Consider the following 18642-nt stretch of genomic DNA (forward strand, 5'->3'; position numbering starts at 1 on the left):
ACATGTTGAATTTATTACTTAAGCCAGGACTACTAGGCTTATCTGAACTGCGTAAAATCAGCCGTAGCCCTGTGAACCTATCGCTGGATCCTGCAGCAATCCCTGATATTGAAGCGAGCATGCAGGTTGTCGAGCAAGTGATTGCTGAAGACCGCACTGTGTATGGCATCAACACGGGTTTTGGCTTACTAGCAAATACCAAAATCGCCCCTGAAGACCTCGAAGTTCTACAGAAAAGTATCGTACTTTCTCACGCAGCGGGCATTGGCAAATTTATGTCTGATGAAACCGTGCGTTTGATGATGGTATTGAAGATTAACAGCTTGTCTCGCGGTTACTCGGGTATCCGCCTCAAAGTGATTAATGCTCTTATCGATCTTGTGAACGCACAGGTTTACCCGTGTGTTCCACAAAAAGGATCAGTAGGCGCATCTGGAGATCTTGCTCCCCTCGCCCACATGAGTACCGTTTTGCTAGGTGAAGGCCAAGCACGCCACAACGGCAAGCTCATCACTGGCTTAGAAGCAATGCAGATCGCAGGTCTTGAACCAATCACACTTGCGCCGAAAGAAGGCTTAGCGCTGTTAAACGGCACACAAGCATCGACTGCCTTTGCATTAGAAGGTCTGTTCGCAGCAGAAGACTTGTTCGCTTCTGCGACTGTGTGTGGTGCAATGTCTGTTGAAGCCGCACTGGGTAGTCGTCGCCCGTTTGACCCTCGAATTCACCGCGTTCGTGGTCATCGTGGTCAAATGGATGCCGCGCTTGCTTATCGCCATATGCTTGATCAAAAGAGTGAGATTGGTGAATCACACACTTGCTGTGAAAAGGTTCAAGACCCTTACTCGCTACGTTGTCAGCCTCAAGTGATGGGTGCCTGTTTACAGCAAATTCGTAATTCAGCAGAAACATTAAACTTTGAAGCGAACTCGGTATCGGACAACCCATTGGTATTTGCTGAAGACGGCGACATTATTTCAGGTGGTAACTTCCACGCAGAACCTGTGGCAATGGCAGCGGATAACCTAGCACTTGCGATTGCAGAAATTGGTAGCCTTTCTGAACGAAGAATGGCACTACTGATTGATAGCGCACTAAGCAAACTTCCACCTTTCTTGGTCGATAACGGCGGCGTTAACTCAGGCTTTATGATTGCTCAAGTAACGTCTGCTGCTCTGGCAAGCGAGAATAAAACACTGGCACACCCAGCTTCAGTAGACAGCCTTCCAACATCGGCAAACCAAGAAGATCATGTATCTATGGCAACCTTTGCGGGTCGTCGACTGCGTGACATGGCAGAAAACACCCGTGGCATCTTGGCTGTTGAATACTTAGCAGCAGCACAAGGCTTGGATTTTAGAGCACCAAAACTCTCTTCTCCTCGGGTAGAAGAAGCAAAACAGATACTGCGCGAGAAAGTCAGCTTCTACGACAAAGACCGCTACTTCTCACCAGATATCGAGCAAGCGAACCTATTGCTCAAATTATCAGTGCACAATCACCTAATGCCTGAAGGTATTCTGTGTAGCTTTTAAGAGAGAAACTATCTGAACAACACCCACTAGAGTGTTATATAAACAAGGGCTATTGATTAGCCCTTGTTGCATTGAGCAAAAGACCATATCCCCCTTAAAATCGTCACATACCATCCAACGTATTTATCTAATCGATTGATATATAAGCAAAGTTAACTGGATAGACCATTAGAGCGAAGTTAGTTAGCTATAATCCACCCCAGATTTGATGACTAATAGCGATACTATGTTTCTGACACCTTACTTTTCTACTGAAGACAATCAATTTCAATTCACTCGTGAACAAGCTAGCCACTTTGCTAAAAAAGTAGCCGCTGACTTCAACCCAATTCACGATGAAGACAACAAGCGCTTCTGCGTGCCTGGCGACCTTTTGTTTGCAGTTCTTCTGCAGAAAGAAGGCATCAGCCAAAAAATGCGTTTTGATTTTTCAGGTATGGTTGGTAACGGTATTGCGCTAAGCGTTGACAACAAATGTGAGAAAGAAAGCTCATTGGTTGACGAGAAAGGCAAAGAGTACCTACACATGTCTTGTGAAGGTGAAAAGAGCCACGACCAAGCATTCATCGAGCACGTAGTAACAAACTACGTTAAGTTCTCTGGCATGAACTTCCCACACATCATGGTTCCTCTTATGGAAGAACAACAAATGATGATCAACTGTCAACGTCCTCTTGTGATTTACGAGAGCATGGAAGTTGAATTTACTCGCCTAGACCTGTCTCACCCAGAAGTTGAATTCTCTGGCGCGACTTTTGATGTTGAAGGCAAACGTGGCATCGTGACCCTGAACTTCGATTTCAAAGAAGACGGCGAAGTAGTAGGTAAAGGCGTGAAGCGCATGGTAGCAAGTGGCCTTAAGCCATACGACCAAGCTTCTGTAGACGACCTAGTAAACCGCTTCAACGAGCGCAAAGAAATGTTTCTAGCTCAGTTCGCAGCCGCTGCTTAATCAGCTCTAGAACAAGATCAATAAAGCCCAGCTTGATAATCTCAAGCTGGGCTTTTTTATTTCGATTACTAAGCCATTAAAGCCTGCTCTCAAATCATCACTAAATCCAGCGCCTAACCTTTTGTTTGTAATCAACATATTCCGCACCGAACAATTGCTCTAGGGCGCGTTCTTCTGGCTTAATTTGGAACTGGTTCATGTAGATAACGAAGCCAAAGCTGAGTAATACACTAAAGATATTCTGGAAGAAGTAACCAAAGCAAAATAGCAGGATGAACAACCCTAAGTACATTGGGTTTCGCGTGTAGCCAAAAATTCCACTGTCCACGACGGCTGAAGCGGTTTCGACTTTGATCGGGTTAACGGTGGTTTTCTGTTTTCGAAATTCCAATATCCCTGATACTCCAATCACACCACTCAATGTGACCCCGATACCTAACACAATCATTCCATAAGGTAATGCCAGTGTCCCTTGGCTCAACTGTTGAGCGCAGAAGTATGATGCTACGAATACAATAATGAACAGTGCAACTGGTGGTACTTTTAATTCTAGAAATTTCATACTTTTCCTTATTAACATTCCTTTGTTAGTTTAGAAAAAAGCCCAGCAATTGCTGGGCTAAATGTATTAGAGAATTTTTGCTAGCGCCTGTAATGGATGAGCAAGCTTCTCACCTTCAAAACGCTTCACTTGGCTGCGGCAAGAATAGCCCGTCACCAAGCAACGATCTTTTGGTAAGTCCTGCATTTGAGGCTTCCAGCTTAAACCATATATGTCTTTCGACATTTGTAGCTTATCGACTTCGTGGCCGAAAGTTCCCGCCATACCACAACAGCCGACAGGAACGCTGGTTAACGCCGCGCCAAAGTGTTTGAAGATAGTACCCCACTCTTTTTCAGCGTTCGGCATTTTGGTTTTCTCAGTACAGTGAGCAAACAAGTACCACATATCTTCACTTGCTGAGCGTGCTTCGAACTCACCTAGCGATGGCATTAACCATTCATGCACAGTAAGTACATCAAAGTCGCCGCGCTTGTCACCTAAGATCTCGACGTATTCATCGCGGTAACAAAGCACAAGAGCAGGATCAACACCGACCAAAGGAATTCCGATATCCGCCACCATCGACAAGAAATCCGAAGTCGATTTCGCCTCACGTGCAAAACGATTTAAGAAGCCCTTGATGTGCAACGCTTTACCATTCGGTTTGAACGGCAGCAGTACCGGAGTTTTGCCAAGTTTTTGAGCCAGAGTGACGAAATCTTCAATCACCTCGGCATCATAGAAGCTGGTAAACGGGTCTTGAACGATCAGCACATGCTGTTTCTTCTGTTCAGAAGACAAGCCTTCTAAATACTGTAAATCGAAGAGTTGCAGCTCTTTACTCGCTAGACGATTTTTGAGCGTAGGCACCGACATCAATGGTGCATCAACATAACCGACCGTTTTAGCTGTTGCCGTTTGGATCCACTTTTGACCCAATGCAGCGTTGACTACTTTTGGCGCTTTCGCCATCAGCGGCAGCATGGTTTCAATGTTGGCAACTAGATAATCTTTTGCAGGGCGCTGGTAACGCGAGTAGTAGATGTTCAAGAATCGAGAACGGAAACTTGGTACATCGACTTTGATCGGACATTGACTCGCACACGCTTTACACGCCAAACAACCGTTCATCGCCTCATGAACTTCATGCGAGAAATCGTACTCATGGCGTTTGTTCATCGTATTGCGAACACGCTCAATCATAGTCTTAACGGGTGTGTTGTCTTTCAACGCTTCTTGCTCAAGGTCGAGAATATCAACGCCTTGTTCAGTCAGTTGACGCAACCACTCTCTTACCAAGCCTGCGCGGCCTTTGGGTGAGTGACGTCGGTCAGCCGTAACTTTCATTGAAGGACACATTGGCGAGCTAGTATCGTAGTTGAAACACAAGCCGTTACCGTTACATTCCATTGCTTGCTTGAAGCTGTCACGCACTTGTACGTCGATCTGACGGTCGTAGAAACCACGCTTGGTATCGGTGACTTTCACCAATTCAGCGTCACTTTCTAAAGGCGTACAGATCTTGCCTGGGTTCATCTTGTTGTGCGGGTCGAATGCTGCTTTAACACGTCTTAATTCGGTAAACAGCTCTTCACCAAAGAAGTCTGGGCCATACTCCGAACGGAAGCCTTTACCGTGTTCACCCCACATTAAGCCGCCGTATTTCGCCACCAGCTTAACCACTTCATCAGAGACTTCATGCATCAAGGCTTCTTGCATAGGGTCACACAAATCTAAAGCTGGACGAACGTGTAATACGCCTGCATCCACGTGACCAAACATGCCATAGTTCAACTCTTTTGAATCGAGTAACACTCTAAATTCAGAGATAAAGTCCGCGAGGTTTTCCGGTGGTACACAAGTATCTTCAGCAAAAGCGACGGGCTTAGCTCGGCCTTTCGCCGCACCTAACAGACCCACCGCTTTCTTACGCATATTGTAGATTCGGCCAATGCTCGCCAAGTCGCTACACACTTGGAAACCAATCACCCCGGCTTCTTCGCTTTCAACCATGGTTTCAAGGCGTGCAGTCAGCGCTTGAACTTGCTGTTCAACTTCTGCTTCATCTTGGCCTGCAAACTCAACCATGTTGATGCCAAGCATCTCTTTATTAGGAACATCAGTCAGCAGGTCGCTCACGGTGTGCCAAACGATGTCTTGCTTCGCTAGGTTCAATACTCTTGAATCCACCGTTTCAACAGATAGGGCTTTCGCTTCCACCATGAACGGCGCATTACGCAACGCAGAATCAAACGTGTTGTATTTCACGTTAACCAGTGTGCGCGCTTTTGGAATCTTGGTTAGGTTTAACTTTGCTTCTGTGATGAATGCTAACGAGCCTTCAGCGCCACATAGAACGCGAGTCAGGTCAAAGCTGTCATCTTGTTCGTTGATTGCATTCTTTAGGTCATAGCCTGTTAAGAAGCGATTCAGCGGAGGGAATTTATCTAAGATTTGAGCGCGTTTGTCTCGACAAACCGCCTCTGTCACCGCAAGTGCATGGTGAGCCAATTCACCCTCAACAGGTAAGCCGTGTGATAAATCAGATTCTAGACATGAACCATCTGCGAACACCGCTTGCAGCGACAATACATGGTCTGAGGTTTTACCGTACTTCAATGACCCTTGACCCGAAGCATCGGTATTGATCATACCACCCAAGGTTGCTCGGTTACTGGTAGAAAGATCTGGAGAGAAAAAGTAACCATAAGGGCGAACAGCGTCGTTCAATTGATCTTTAACGACACCAGACTGAACTCTTACCCAGCCTTCTTTCTCGTTAATCTCAAGAACCTTATTCATGTATCGCGACAGGTCAACCACGACACCTTTTGTTAAAGATTGTCCGTTGGTTCCGGTACCGCCGCCACGAGGGGAAAAAGTCACGCGTTCGTAAGCGGATTTAGAAACCACTTTACCGATAAGCACAACATCTTGCGTTGTTTTAGGAAGGATGACCGCCTGCGGCAATTGCTGATAGACACTGTTATCAGTCGCCACAGCCAAACGGCTAGAATATTGAGATTCAATGTCGCCAGTAAAGCCCGCTGTTTTTAGTTCATCTAAAAAGCGTACGACAACTGGATCGACATCTGCATTGAGTTGAAGTCTTGGTAACATTTGCTTCCTGCCCCTACTTCGCTGATCCTATCAGCATTGGGTTATCTGAGATTTTTAATAATTTTCTTTGAATTTCGTCACTTTACTACTATTAAGATCATATAAAAAGGTGATCAAATCAGAATCTCAGTGCAAGAATGGAGAAATAGTCACTTTCGTCTTAATTCAGTAGCAATATACTGAATAACATTTTGTTTAAGACATCTCCACGAGCACATCACAATGAAAAAAAACAAAACAGTCACAACTGAAGATATCCTTCTTAAACTATGCCAATCAGTCTCAAGCGTACTGACTTCAGCGACGGCTTCTCAGGTGTCCTATTCAGCCATGGTTCAAAAGATCAACAAGACAAGCCTAAAGCCAGATTTTGGTTGCTTCGTTCTGTTTGACGGCGGCTTTTCTGGTCTTGTTGTTATCAATTTTACGTCCAAAGCAGCGCTAGAGATCTACACCAATTACATGCGTAATATGGGCATGCCTGAAAACGAGCTTGCTGTGCTTCATACTTCAGACGAAGTGGGCGATGTATTAGGTGAGTTGATGAACCAATTGGTTGGCGATTTCACCAACAAAATCCGCAAAGAGCTGCAAACCAACATCACACAAAACCAACCGAAAATGCTGGCTCTGAACAAGCAAGTTAACCTTTCTGTTGATACTAATCTCGATCGTCCACAAGCTCGTCGTGTGACCTTCTCTACCGCTAATAACAACATCTTCTACCTTGAGCTTGCGATGGATAAGACTGAATTCATTCAATTGGAAGAATTTGAAATAGCAGAAGACGAATGTCCAGACAGCATTCTTGAAGCGACTCAGAAAAAAATGCAAGAAGCGAACAAGCCAGCTCAAAGCTCAGGCAATGATTCTGCAGCAGATCTACTCGATGAACTGGGTATCTAGTTTGCGAATGCTCTAATCACTCTAAAAAATCTTGTCACTAACGCCATCAATACGCTTGATGGCGTTTTTGTTTTTTTTGCTAAGTCGCTCATGCAGTCCAATGTTCACCGCCTCACTTGTTCATCAAACCAGTTTTGCCTTTCTGTTACCCGCGAAAACATGTAAAATGTTGGACTTTTAAAAATTTGTGGTACTGATTAAATTGTCGATGGATAAGAAAAAAGCCCTAAAGAAAATTGCCAAGTGTCTTGAGCTTGGAAATTCTGCGAACGTCAATGAAGCTGCCAATGCGATAAAAATGGCGCATAACTTGATGCTGAAATATGGTCTCGAAAAAGACGATATTGAATTTATCAAGATGGGGAAAACTCAGTCCAGTCACCTGTTACCTGCAAATATCAGTTCTACACTGCTGCGTGTTATTCGCGGTATCAACACCAAATTTGGCGTAGAAGCCGTTTTGCTGAATCACAAAGGCCTCAAGCGTGTTGAGTTCATTGGTGAAGCCGACCGCGCGATCTTCGCAGCCTTCGCTTTCGATATCATTTATCGTGAACTGAATGAGCACACAGGCCAATTCAGAAATAGCTTTGCTGGCTCTGGCACAGGGTCATTAGAAGTGACACGCCGTGTGAACTCGTTTGTTTCAGGCTGGGTTGAAGGGGCACTTGAAAAGCTACCAACCATTACTCCAGACGACGAGTCGAACAACAAGATCAATAACTACATTGATAAAGAATTCAAAAATATCGACCGTGAAACGTTCAAACAGCAACTGAGGGAAGCGATGAAAAACCTCACCGCCGATTATGAAGTTGGTTTGAAGAAAGGTCGTAAATTGTCTGTTAACCGACCAGTTGGCGGTACCCAGGCAGCTAAAAAGATAACTAAATCATAGAGCCACTTTACATTGCTTCGACGTATTGATAAAAACCATCAATAAGATTTACAGGACTATGTTTGTCACTCGAATTCATTCGTTTGACAGAAGTACATGATGGAGAAAATACGTTGAAAAAAATCACACTAGCCCTAGCGCTTACTATCGCTTTAACGGGTTGTCAGGCAACTCAACGCCAAAACGCGACAACTGGCGAATCTGAGACTAACTCTGCAACTCAAGGCGCTCTAATTGGTGCACTCGCTGGTGCCGTTGCTGGTGCTGCAACTGGTGACTCTAAAGACCGTGGTAAACGTGCACTTATTGGTGCTGCCGGTGGCGCCGCTGTTGGTGGTGGTATTGGCTACTACTTTGACCGACAAGAAGCAGCCCTCCGTGAAGAGCTAATGAATTCAGGCGTTCAAGTTGAACGTGTCGGTGAAAACCAACTTCTACTTCGCCTAGAAAACGGCATCGGTTTTGATTCTGGCTCGTACGCTTTGGAATCAAGCATTCACAACACCCTTCGCGGCGTGGCTCGCATCCTCGTTGAATACCCAGACACTAGCCTAGTGATTGAAGGTCATACTGACAGCACTGGCAGCGAATCGACGAACCAAATCCTTTCTGAGCGTCGTGCTGAATCTGTTCGTGCATTCTTGATCTCTCAAGACGTTGCTGCAGGTCGTGCAATTGCTCGTGGTAACGGTGAGCGTTACCCTCTGTGTGACAACAACACCTCTCAAGGTCGTGCTTGTAACCGTCGCGTAGAAATTCAAATCTTGCCGCTTAAGTAGCACGATTAAAGCCCAGTCCGTCTTTATCTATTGAAATAACCTCTATATAGTTGATTATCAGTTATGTTACTCATTTAACGTGATAATAATAATCAACGACCATAAAGCGTATTCATACTGACATATCGATTCTGGGCTTTTTTACGAGACTTATCTTTTGCTGATCCTATCCAACATTCTGCCATCATCACTTCTTAGAACTCTATTTCTAGCCCTCATCTTTTCCACGATACCGTTGTTCACCACACATTTCGTGCACGCAGCAAGCAGTGATGAATTTTCACTAGAATCACAACCTCAAGATCCAGTTTCTCAATACCAATTGGCTCAAGCTTATGAATCGGGTGTCGACGTTCCTGTTAGCATCAGTGATGCATTGTATTGGTACACGCAGTCAGCAGAAAACGGCAACCCAAACGCGCAATTTAGACTGGGTGAATGGTACTTGGCAGGTACAGGTGTTGAACAAAGTAACAAGCTTGCTTTGGAATGGTTTATTAAAGCAGCGTTGCAAGATAACCAGCGCGCGCCTATCGAGGTCGCAAAACTCTACGAATCCTCGCTAGAACAAAACCTCCTTCAACCATTAGATAAAGCGCAGCTATGGTATGAAGCAGCCTTAAAAGATAATCCACAAGCAGAAGATGGCTACAACCGCATTTTGGAAGCACAATTCAACCAGCAACGTGCAAAACAGATCTCTTCAATAGAACAGCTCGATGACAGCATCGACTCTGAAATAGACACCAGTCAGGGGTTATCTAAGCACGTTCAATCTAACCAAGCATCACGCTCTAACCTCTCCAGTTCTAACCTAACGCATTCAGACTATCTGATTAGCACAGCCTTAGCCGTGTTGATTTCAATGGTCAGCATCATTGCGACGCTCGTTATCTCAAGAAAAAGACAAGCTCTAAAGTCGGGTGATTCGCGACAGCAACAACAATCACTTGAAGCGCAGCTTAGCTCGAAGGACCTTACGATTAAGCAGCAAAAACGCCAGCTGCACACTATGTTCCACGAATTGAAAAAGCAGAAAAACAGCAAAGGTCTGAGTAATTTGCAGGTGGCCTGCGCGCTATTTGGCTACACACCTAGCTCAATCCCCGACCAGAAAAGCATCAAGATCCGATACAAACAACTATCAAAGATCTACCATCCAGATGGTCACGGATGTGACGAAGAAATGAAACGTTTGAACAATGCGCTAAAAACCATTTTACAAAATGTTACAAACCCGTAAATAAAAACACATCTTCATTTTTCAAGGTCTCAAAGATATCGATTTTATTGGTGTTGCAATCGATCCCCCTCTCAAAAACGGGTAACAAACTATTAACTAATGGGTCTTACTTGTGTCATAATCTGCGCCGAAAATACACCTGACTTAAACAGGTGAGGAGAGAATATGTTCACAATAGAAGGCGTTTGTGATTGGTGCAAAAAGCCAAGCCTAGTTAAAAAGCACGACTACCTAGATGGTAAGTGTCATCATGCATGTAACGAGTGCAATGATATTGCAACCATTGATGTTCGCCAGTTCAATATTGGTGAAATGGAAATGAGAGCAAAACTCTCCCAAGCGACATTGAGATAAGCAACACCGTGAAATATAAGAAAGCGCTTAAGGCGCTTTTTTTGTGCCTGCGGTTTTAGATCTTCTCTCTTCTCTCTTCTCTCTTCTCTCTTCTCTCTTCTCTCTTCTCTCTTCTCTCTTCTCTCTTCTCTCTTCTCTCTTCTATACAGGTGTATACAGTACTTTTCTGTCAAAACCACTGTATACACCTGTATAAAGCTCACATTTTTTCAACTTATGAGACAAAATAGCAAATTCATTCAAATTTAATTTATCGAATATTTTCAATAACTTAACCATTTGCCATCCATAACCTCAGACGAAATCGTCCAATAATCCCGCAAAAAACGCTTGATCTTATAAGCAACTAAAACTACTGTATACACATACAGCATGTATATAAGGACAGCAAAATGATTCAAGCACACGTTAAAGCACAACACTCTAGCCCGCTAGTTCACTGCGCATTTACATCAGTTTCTCGTAAAAGCAAAAATTCAAACGAGGAAGCGTTGTTTGCAAGAATGGCGTTGCTGTCCAATCAACATCAGTGGTTACTGTTTACGGCTCAAACACCAAGACCATCGGCAAAGCAGCTTAAGCAACATAACGTGTGCTGCGACCGTGTTATTCACATGAAAGCCTCTCATCAAATGACTGAGGTAGAAACTGTTGAGAAAGCAATCCGTTCTAAGAATGCGAGTGCGATTGTTGCAAGTGCATCGATTGATCAGTTCAGTCAACAGTACCTAAGAACATTAGGGTTACGCTTTCAATGTGAAGTCTTCTTTATGAATGCAAATTCAGAGCGTATTCACTAAGCCATATTGCTTAATAACATTTTGGCTCAAAAACACGGTCCACAAACATAGCTTAATCTTTTAGCTAACAAACTTAAGTTAACTTAACAGCATAGCTCCATAACACAGTCCAAATATACTGCCTTCCCCTGCCCTACAATTCGCCAAATTTTTAGCGGATTGTTAGGCGGGGGTTTTTATTTCAACAACAGATTTAGCAATCGTTTGCTTTTTCTCTGGAAGCAAATAGTAGATTGGGTATAATGCCCGTCTAATCATGTGCACACCGCACTTCTCTGTATGACGTTTGATAAAAAATAGGAATGTCTAAATGAGCCTTGCTGATCAAGTTCTTGCCGTAAATGATGACCTACCAATCCGTACTGATAAACCTGTCCACAGTGGCAAGGTTCGTTCGGTCTACTGGTTAACTGAAGAAGATAGCCAACGACTAATTAAAGAGAAAGGCTACGATGTAGCGCCAGATGCGCCTTTAGCAATCATGGTGATCAGTGACCGTATCTCTGCATTTGATTGTATCTGGCGTGGTGAAGGGAATCTTAAAGGTGTTCCAGGTAAGGGAGCGGCTCTGAATGCTATCTCTAACCACTGGTTCAAATTGTTTAAAGACAACGGACTTGCTGACAGTCATATTCTTGATATCCCCCACCCGTTCGTATGGATTGTACAAAAAGCTCGCCCAGTCATGATCGAAGCGATTTGTCGTCAATACATCACAGGTTCAATGTGGCGTGCATACGCAAACGGCGAACGTGAGTTCTGTGGTATCGAGATGCCTGAAGGCCTTGAGAAAGACAAGAAGTTGCCTGAGCTACTGATCACGCCTTCAACAAAAGGGATTCTGAAAGGTATTCCTGGCGTTCCAGAAGCTGACGATGTGAACATCACACGTAACAACATCGAAGATAACTTCGCAGCATTCAACTTTACTCAAGCAAGCGACATCGCGCATTACGAAAAACTTCTTAAAGAAGGCTTCAACGTAATCAGCCAAGCGCTAGCAAAAGTAGACCAAACCTTTGTTGATACCAAATTTGAGTTTGGCTACGTCAACGATGCTCAAGGCAAAGAAAAGCTTATCTACATGGACGAAGTCGGTACTCCAGATTCATCTCGCATTTGGGATACTCAGGAATACAACAACGGCAACATCGTTGAGAATTCAAAAGAAGGCTTCCGTCAGTTCTTGCTTAACTACTTCCCTGATGCCGACATTCTTTTGAACAAAGAACGTATGCCAGAGCGTGAAGCACTAGCTCGTGACAATGAGCTTCCACTGGATTCGCTAATGTCTTTGTCTCGCACTTACCTTGATATTGCTGCAAAAATCACAGGTGCGGAGATCGTACTGAGCGAAAATCCTAAGCAAGAGATCATCGATGTACTACGCGCTGACTACGGTCTAATCGACTAGTCGCTTTATTGCTAATTGCTTATTCGCTTAATCTCAAAATAAAAAGCTAGAAAGCTAGAAAGCTAATAAGCTCGTAGACTCAAGTTTTAGATACTAAAAGGGCCTCAATATTTGAGGCCCTTTTTACGTGTACGTTTTTACTATTCCTGAGAGAGGCTATCGGCGAAACTGAAGTTACAGCCTAATCGTGAACTCTTCTCCAGAATTACCCGCAATCACTAAATGACTGCGCGATTCAATATACTCGATCTGATCTTTTTCAAGTGAATATGGCATCACTACTTTAAGCTCATTGATCCCTTCCAGCTTAGCAAGCTTGAGTAAGGTAACAATGTTCGACTCATCACTTTTACGCGTCGACATTGATTTCAATGCCATCTGCCATAAACGATCTTCAGGGCTTGCTAGCTCTTTAATGCTATCTCGCCAGACGGTACTGAACACTGGCGCAATGGTGGTAAGTGCTTCCAGAAAAGTCCATTTTTTACTGCATGAGGCGCCAAGAAATGTTGTGTAATCGAACTCTACACGCGTCTCTTCCTGTTTATCCATGATGTCCCCCGACACTTTGGCAACACAATATACTAAATATCTATCAACTCTTTCTTTATAGCAATAGGATATAGAAGAATAGTCTTTTATGACCTTTTGATTGGTTAAAAGGCATATAAAAATCAAATTTGTAACAAAATAAGCACTGAAAAATCATATATGCACCTATTTGATTAATATTTTAGATATAAAACTTATCCATCTATTTGATATCAATTATTCGGCTCGCTTTTTTGTACTGAATACGCCAGCCTGACCATGTCGGCAGCTCCCAACGTTTTGGCGATAACTTTCGACTACCCGATTGATAGTGAACGTAAATCAGCTTTCTCGCGGGCAAGTATTCTACATCGAGTTGCAAGTCGGCAAGGCTCAATGCAAACGGATATTTTTCCGAAAATTCTGAATAGAGCCAAGTTGGAATGCCATCGAACGGTATGTCTGCGTGGTCAAACATTTCCAATTCACTGACATCAGTAACCCCTAACACTTCAAGCTGCTCTATAAACCATAGCTCAAAGTTAATGTTCTCAATTTCTGGTGTGTATTGTGTTTGCTCGTCGAGACCGAGTTTCACATACAGCTGCCAGTGTTTGATCTCTTGAGTGCGAGCCTTTGCAAAACCGGGAAGCTGGTCTCCATTTAACACGAGGTCGACGATAGGTTTTAACGATAATTGCCCTTCAGCCGCGACAAGCTTGGTTGTAATCGTACGGCCTGCGTACACCAACGCCATCTCGGTAAATACGCCATCGTCATTTACTACTGTTTCACCTTGCTCCCACTCTCCTAGCTGAGCATCTACTATAAGCTCAAGAGGAATGGGGGCCGTGACCGTCGCTAAGGTCAGTGTCTGCTTAACACCTCTTCCCGGCAAGCTGTGGGTATCAAGCACCAACATCGCTTGTGCATTGTCTGGGAAACGGTTCTGACGACCAAGTACTACCTCTAACGCTCCATTAGCAAACGCTTCTTTCCTTTTCAGTCGGCGCACAAACACCAATTCAGGATGCAGATTTACAATAGTCTTAAGCAGCTCAATGCGTTGGAAACGTGACGCGACTTCTAACTGAGGGAGTTCAAACACCTCACGCATTTGCTTCGCCAATCCTTGAGCTTCATTCAGTGCTTGTTGATCTATTTCTAGATGCGGATATTCGCGACCACGCACAATCTGAATCAACAGGCTTAAATCACACCCTTCCTTCTCTTGTTGCGCCAGTGCTTCTAGATGTTCTGCATTGTTTGATAACTGATATAAGCGAGCAGGCACAGACAACGCCGCTGTGAGATCGACCATCGCTTCTTTGAGTGCTTTGGTTTTGATGCGAGTTACAATGTCTGCATACAAAGCATCAATCGGCAGTGGATACAGCTTTTTGCCGTGCTCGGTAATTTGATGGTCGGCGTTAATCGCTTCCATCGTCAGCAAGATTTGAGTTGCGCTGTTTAGCGACTTCTCAGGCATAGGATCGAGGAAAGACAGACTCTCAAGAGTCGCACCACAACATGCGGCCGCCAACATAGGTTCGGTCAGCTCTTCACGCTGCAATTCAGGAGGCGTAACCAATTCTAACGCTGCGTGTTCGCCATACAAACGGACACAAACGCCGTCCATTACCCTACCCGCACGACCCGCGCGTTGTTTGGCACTAGCGCGTGATATGGATTTCAACATTAAGGTGGTTCTGCCGTTGCGTTGAACGGTGCGTCTTTCCAATCCTGAATCTATGACCACGCCAATATCAGGAATGGTTAATGAGGTTTCCGCAACGTTTGTAGCAAGGATGACCTTTCTCAGACCATCACCTTCAATATTGGTATTCCGACCCGATAACGCTAAATCTCGCTCCTTGTCACTGACCGACGCATGCAATTTAACGACTTGGATATCTGGATTCTTTGCCAAGGCTTGTTCACATTGCACGATCTCTTTTTTACCCGGCAGAAAAACCAACATATCGCCATGTGAAGCAATCAGTTGATGATTCACTTCTTCCGCGATGCTCTGTTCTAGATGTCGACTATCAGGCAGTGTTCTGGATTCATTCGCTCGGTGCTCAATCTCCACTTGATAAGTACGCCCTTCACAGCTTATGCGATTCGCATCCAAATACTGAGCAAGGCGCTCACCCTCAATGGTTGCTGATGTGATCACTAAACGATGACTCGCTTTTTGTTTCAGAATCGCCACCAGCAAGTCGATATCCCAGCGCCTCTCGTGAAACTCATCCACCACAATTACATCAAAGCCAGCGAGTCCATCTTCTGATAACCAACGCAGCGCGATACCGGGTGTCACAAAAACAACGTCAGTTTGCTCGTTATATTCCGATTCGAGCTTAATCGCATAGCCCACTTTGCTACCAAGCTTCTCGCCCGATTGTTGTGCGAGATATTTAGCCAGTGAAGTACACGCGATGCGTCTTGGTTCAACCACCAGAACTCGCCCATGTTGGGAAGCCCAAATTGGCAACCGCGTAGATTTACCTGATCCGGTTTCAGCCTCTACTACAAGGTGAGAATTAACGATTTGTTGGTGGAATACATTTTGATAAGCATCGATGGGAAGTAATGACATAAAAAGGGAGCGTCGCGAAAAAGTGTGAGCAAAGTATAACGAATTATCGTGTTGAAATTCGATAAGTGTGGGGCAGAGGTAAGAATATCATTTTGTTTGCTCAGATCGCGGAGAAACTATTTACAATTGAATAACTAAACCGTTATCATTTTTCAGTTACTCTTTCTCCCATATTAGGCATCCAATGAACAACGATAAACGCCCTCTATATATCCCTTATGCTGGTCCTGCTCTACTAAGTACCCCTCTTCTAAACAAAGGCAGCGCATTCTCTGCTGAAGAGCGCAGTTCTTTCAACCTTGAAGGTTTGTTACCGGAAACAACCGAAACAATCCAAGAGCAAGTAGGACGTGCATACAAACAATATTGTAACTTCGAAAGTGATATGGATAAGCATATCTACCTTCGTAACATCCAAGACACTAATGAAACGCTTTTTTATCGTTTAGTTCAAAACCACATCTCTGAAATGATGCCTATCATTTACACGCCAACGGTTGGCGCAGCATGTGAGAACTTCTCAAATATTTACCGTCGTGGTCGTGGTCTGTTTATTTCATACCCGAACCGTGACCGTATCGATGATCTACTGAATAATGCGACAAACCACAACGTTAAAGTTATCGTGGTTACGGATGGTGAGCGCATTCTTGGTTTGGGAGACCAAGGCATCGGTGGCATGGGTATTCCAATTGGTAAGCTAGCACTTTACACAGCGTGTGGCGGCATTAGCCCAGCTTACATGCTACCAATCGTGCTCGATGTGGGTACCAACAACCCTCAACGTCTTGCTGACCCAATGTACATGGGCTGGCGTCACCCTCGTATCACAGGTGCTGACTACGATGCATTCGTTGAAGAGTTCATCCAAGCGGTTCAACGCCGTTGGCCTGATGCATTAGTTCAGTTCGAGGATTTCGCACAAAAGAACGCAATGCCACTGCTTGAGCGTTACAAAGATCGCATCTGTTGTTTCAACGATGACATCCAAGGCACTGCAGCCGTAACGGTTGGCTCTCTACTTGCAGCATGTAAAGCAGCAAACAGCAAACTGTCAGATCAGCGTATTACCTTCTTAGGTGCGGGTTCTGCAGGTTGTGGTATTGCTGAAGCTATCATTGCTCAAATGGTGTCTGAAGGTATCAGCGATGCACAAGCTCGCTCTCAAGTTTACATGGTTGACCGTTGGGGTCTGCTACAGGAAGGCATGCAAAACCTACTTGATTTCCAACAGCGTCTTGTTCAAACCAACGAAAACACTAAAGACTGGGAAAGCGACGGCACTGGTTTCTCTCTACTGGACGTTGTTCGCCACGCGAAGCCAACCGTATTGGTTGGTGTATCTGGTGCTCCAGGTCTATTCAGTAAAGAAGTCATCAAAGAGATGAACCTGCACTGTGAACGCCCTATCGTGTTCCCACTGTCTAACCCAACAAGCCGTGTTGAAGCGACACCAAACGACATTATTCGTTGGACTGATGGCCAAGCACTTGTTGCGACAGGTAGCCCATTTGAGCCAGTAGTTCACAATGGCACGACTTACCCAATCGCTCAGTGTAACAACAGCTACATCTTCCCAGGTATTGGCCTTGGTGTATTAGCTGTGAATGCTTCACGCATCACTGACGAAATGCTAATGGAATCAAGCCGTGCACTTGCAACGTGTTCTCCACTAGCAATCAATGGCACAGGCGCTCTACTTCCACCATTAGAAGAAATCCACACGGTATCGAAGAAGATTGCTCTTGCTGTTGGTAAGAAGGCGATTGAACAGGGCGTTGCTCTAGAGATCACTGAAGAAGCACTGCAACAAGCGATTGACCAGCACTTCTGGCAGCCAGTTTACCGTCGCTACAAGCGCACGGCATTCTAATAAAGCGTGCTGTACTTTGAATAAAGAGCGTTAACTCCTCTTCTAAGAGCCTCTGCCATTGCAGGGGCTTTTTTCTTTACACTGTCTTGTCTTTTTAACTGATTTTTCTCATTTTTATTTGGTATTATCGAGCACTCAAAAATTAATGCTCAGTCAAAGGACCATACCGAGAGTGAAATTTGATTCTCACATTATCCGTAGCTACTTAAATAAAGCTTACAAAAAACTGCAAGGTTTTCTGTTTGGCGCTTTCCTCGTGTTCTTAGTAGGCAGCGCTGCGGTTATTGCAATCGATTATTGGGTTTCATGGCAAGCGGAAGATCGCATCATCTACGATATTGATGAAGTGCCCGAGCTTGAGGTCGCCGTTGTGCTTGGCACGAGCAAATATTTGGGTCGTACACTCAACGATTATTATAAGCACCGAATCGAAGCCGCGATTGAGCTCTTCGACCGTGAAAAAGTCGACCAGTTTCTGTTAAGTGGCGATAACGCTCATCGCTCTTACAATGAGCCGTGGACGATGAAGCGCGACTTGTTGAAAGCGGGTGTCCCCGATGAACGCATCAATCTAGATTACGCAGGTTTTAGAACCTTGGACTCGATTGTTCGCGCTAAAAAGATATTCGATACTGATAATTTTCTGATCATCACTCAGAAATTCCACTGTGAAAGAGCGCTCTTCATCGCCAATTCTTACGATATTCATGCGCAGTGTTTGGCAGTTTCAGGGCCAACCCACCATTCGGGAACCTCAATACGTTTACGTGAAGTGTTTGCGCGCACCAAAGCATTCCTTGATCTGTATATTATGGGGACAACGCCAAAGTTCCTTGGACCTAAAGAGCCGATTCAACCCAGTCCAAAACCGGAATCATTTCCGATCCCAAACCCTATGACTGACCCCACTGTAAACCCTGCTGTAGACCCTACAACAAGCCCGATTGCAGACCCAGCAGAGACCGATGTGTAGAAAACTACACATTTTGAATTTGTTGCCTCACACTTCCCCATTGTTAAGCAAAAACACACCAACACTCCTTTATTAACTTGAGTAACATTCTTCCAACAAAGTCTGACCCTACATCAAG

At 44.5% G+C, this 18642-nt stretch carries 15 protein-coding genes; 11 read left to right on the top strand and 4 right to left on the bottom strand.

Translation table 11 applies throughout. The annotated features are described in order from the left end of the window. Window positions 1–2 precede the first annotated feature (2 nt). Window positions 3–1535, top strand: a complete 1533-nt coding sequence (gene hutH, locus OCV19_RS09460) for a histidine ammonia-lyase (RefSeq protein WP_065677382.1) — start codon at window positions 3–5, stop codon at window positions 1533–1535. 226 nt (window positions 1536–1761) lie between these two features. Then, window positions 1762–2487 carry a DUF3581 domain-containing protein gene (locus tag OCV19_RS09465; RefSeq protein ID WP_010438254.1) on the top strand — a complete coding sequence of 242 codons (726 nt, stop codon included), beginning with the start codon at window positions 1762–1764 and terminating at the stop codon, window positions 2485–2487. A 100-nt stretch (window positions 2488–2587) separates the two neighbouring features. Here the strand turns inward: OCV19_RS09465 and OCV19_RS09470 are convergent, their stop codons facing one another. Together OCV19_RS09470 and ydiJ are read right to left on the bottom strand one after the other, a co-directional pair. After that, window positions 2588–3049: a methyltransferase family protein gene (locus OCV19_RS09470; RefSeq protein ID WP_065677383.1), complete on the bottom strand. Its 462-nt coding sequence runs from the start codon at window positions 3047–3049 to the stop codon at window positions 2588–2590. A 66-nt stretch (window positions 3050–3115) separates the two neighbouring features. Beyond that, a complete protein-coding gene (gene ydiJ / locus OCV19_RS09475) occupies window positions 3116–6151 on the bottom strand; it encodes a D-2-hydroxyglutarate dehydrogenase YdiJ (protein WP_065677384.1) in 3036 nt (1011 codons plus the stop codon). 222 nt (window positions 6152–6373) lie between these two features. Here ydiJ and OCV19_RS09480 point away from each other — a divergent pair, with 222 nt between their 5' ends. The 7 genes from OCV19_RS09480 (at window position 6374) to OCV19_RS09510 (ending at window position 12545) form a co-directional block, all read left to right on the top strand. Further along, window positions 6374–7057 (top strand): DUF3334 family protein, encoded by a 684-nt coding sequence (locus OCV19_RS09480; protein WP_017059770.1) that lies wholly within the window; start codon window positions 6374–6376, stop codon window positions 7055–7057. A 208-nt stretch (window positions 7058–7265) separates the two neighbouring features. Further along, the gene (locus tag OCV19_RS09485; protein ID WP_017059769.1) at window positions 7266–7955 is read left to right on the top strand and encodes a DUF2786 domain-containing protein; all 690 of its coding nucleotides are present in this window, start codon (window positions 7266–7268) and stop codon (window positions 7953–7955) included. Between the two features lie 113 nt (window positions 7956–8068). After that, window positions 8069–8734 carry an OmpA family protein gene (locus OCV19_RS09490; RefSeq protein ID WP_048607125.1) on the top strand — a complete coding sequence of 222 codons (666 nt, stop codon included), beginning with the start codon at window positions 8069–8071 and terminating at the stop codon, window positions 8732–8734. 157 nt (window positions 8735–8891) lie between these two features. Then, window positions 8892–9977, top strand: coding sequence for a tetratricopeptide repeat protein (locus OCV19_RS09495; protein ID WP_065677385.1), 1086 nt, complete (start codon window positions 8892–8894; stop codon window positions 9975–9977). A 165-nt stretch (window positions 9978–10142) separates the two neighbouring features. Beyond that, window positions 10143–10331, top strand: coding sequence for a hypothetical protein (locus OCV19_RS09500; RefSeq protein ID WP_017059767.1), 189 nt, complete (start codon window positions 10143–10145; stop codon window positions 10329–10331). 392 nt (window positions 10332–10723) lie between these two features. Beyond that, the gene (locus OCV19_RS09505; protein ID WP_065677386.1) at window positions 10724–11131 is read left to right on the top strand and encodes a SulA-like leucine-rich domain-containing protein; all 408 of its coding nucleotides are present in this window, start codon (window positions 10724–10726) and stop codon (window positions 11129–11131) included. A 310-nt stretch (window positions 11132–11441) separates the two neighbouring features. After that, window positions 11442–12545, top strand: a complete 1104-nt coding sequence (locus tag OCV19_RS09510; RefSeq protein WP_017055177.1) for a phosphoribosylaminoimidazolesuccinocarboxamide synthase — start codon at window positions 11442–11444, stop codon at window positions 12543–12545. A gap of 174 nt (window positions 12546–12719) precedes the next feature. Here OCV19_RS09510 and OCV19_RS09515 read toward each other — a convergent pair whose 3' ends face one another. Together OCV19_RS09515 and OCV19_RS09520 are read right to left on the bottom strand one after the other, a co-directional pair. Continuing rightward, entirely contained in the window at window positions 12720–13097 is a 378-nt protein-coding gene (locus OCV19_RS09515) for a transporter (protein WP_065677387.1), read from the bottom strand. A gap of 202 nt (window positions 13098–13299) precedes the next feature. Beyond that, window positions 13300–15678, bottom strand: a complete 2379-nt coding sequence (locus OCV19_RS09520) for a helicase-related protein (protein ID WP_065677388.1) — start codon at window positions 15676–15678, stop codon at window positions 13300–13302. A gap of 184 nt (window positions 15679–15862) precedes the next feature. Between OCV19_RS09520 and OCV19_RS09525 the strand changes: the two genes are divergently transcribed. Both OCV19_RS09525 and OCV19_RS09530 read left to right on the top strand, forming a co-directional pair. After that, window positions 15863–17551, top strand: coding sequence for an NAD-dependent malic enzyme (locus OCV19_RS09525; RefSeq protein WP_019821850.1), 1689 nt, complete (start codon window positions 15863–15865; stop codon window positions 17549–17551). Between the two features lie 172 nt (window positions 17552–17723). Then, a complete protein-coding gene (locus OCV19_RS09530) occupies window positions 17724–18524 on the top strand; it encodes a SanA/YdcF family protein (protein WP_065677389.1) in 801 nt (266 codons plus the stop codon). Window positions 18525–18642 lie beyond the last annotated feature (118 nt).

Origin of the sequence: Vibrio celticus (assembly GCF_024347335.1) — a bacterium.
Lineage (GTDB): Bacteria > Pseudomonadota > Gammaproteobacteria > Enterobacterales > Vibrionaceae > Vibrio > Vibrio celticus.

Excerpts from the sequence above, each read along its gene's own strand:
- hutH (WP_065677382.1), top strand. The coding sequence starts at position 3 with ATGTTGAATTTATTACTTAAGCCAGGACTACTAGGCTTATCTGAACTG.
- OCV19_RS09465 (WP_010438254.1), top strand. The coding sequence starts at position 1,762 with ATGTTTCTGACACCTTACTTTTCTACTGAAGACAATCAATTTCAATTC.
- OCV19_RS09470 (WP_065677383.1), bottom strand. The coding sequence starts at position 3,049 with ATGAAATTTCTAGAATTAAAAGTACCACCAGTTGCACTGTTCATTATT.
- ydiJ (WP_065677384.1), bottom strand. The coding sequence starts at position 6,151 with ATGTTACCAAGACTTCAACTCAATGCAGATGTCGATCCAGTTGTCGTA.
- OCV19_RS09480 (WP_017059770.1), top strand. The coding sequence starts at position 6,374 with ATGAAAAAAAACAAAACAGTCACAACTGAAGATATCCTTCTTAAACTA.
- OCV19_RS09485 (WP_017059769.1), top strand. The coding sequence starts at position 7,266 with ATGGATAAGAAAAAAGCCCTAAAGAAAATTGCCAAGTGTCTTGAGCTT.
- OCV19_RS09500 (WP_017059767.1), top strand. The coding sequence starts at position 10,143 with ATGTTCACAATAGAAGGCGTTTGTGATTGGTGCAAAAAGCCAAGCCTA.
- OCV19_RS09505 (WP_065677386.1), top strand. The coding sequence starts at position 10,724 with ATGATTCAAGCACACGTTAAAGCACAACACTCTAGCCCGCTAGTTCAC.
- OCV19_RS09510 (WP_017055177.1), top strand. The coding sequence starts at position 11,442 with ATGAGCCTTGCTGATCAAGTTCTTGCCGTAAATGATGACCTACCAATC.
- OCV19_RS09515 (WP_065677387.1), bottom strand. The coding sequence starts at position 13,097 with ATGGATAAACAGGAAGAGACGCGTGTAGAGTTCGATTACACAACATTT.
- OCV19_RS09520 (WP_065677388.1), bottom strand. The coding sequence starts at position 15,678 with ATGTCATTACTTCCCATCGATGCTTATCAAAATGTATTCCACCAACAA.
- OCV19_RS09525 (WP_019821850.1), top strand. The coding sequence starts at position 15,863 with ATGAACAACGATAAACGCCCTCTATATATCCCTTATGCTGGTCCTGCT.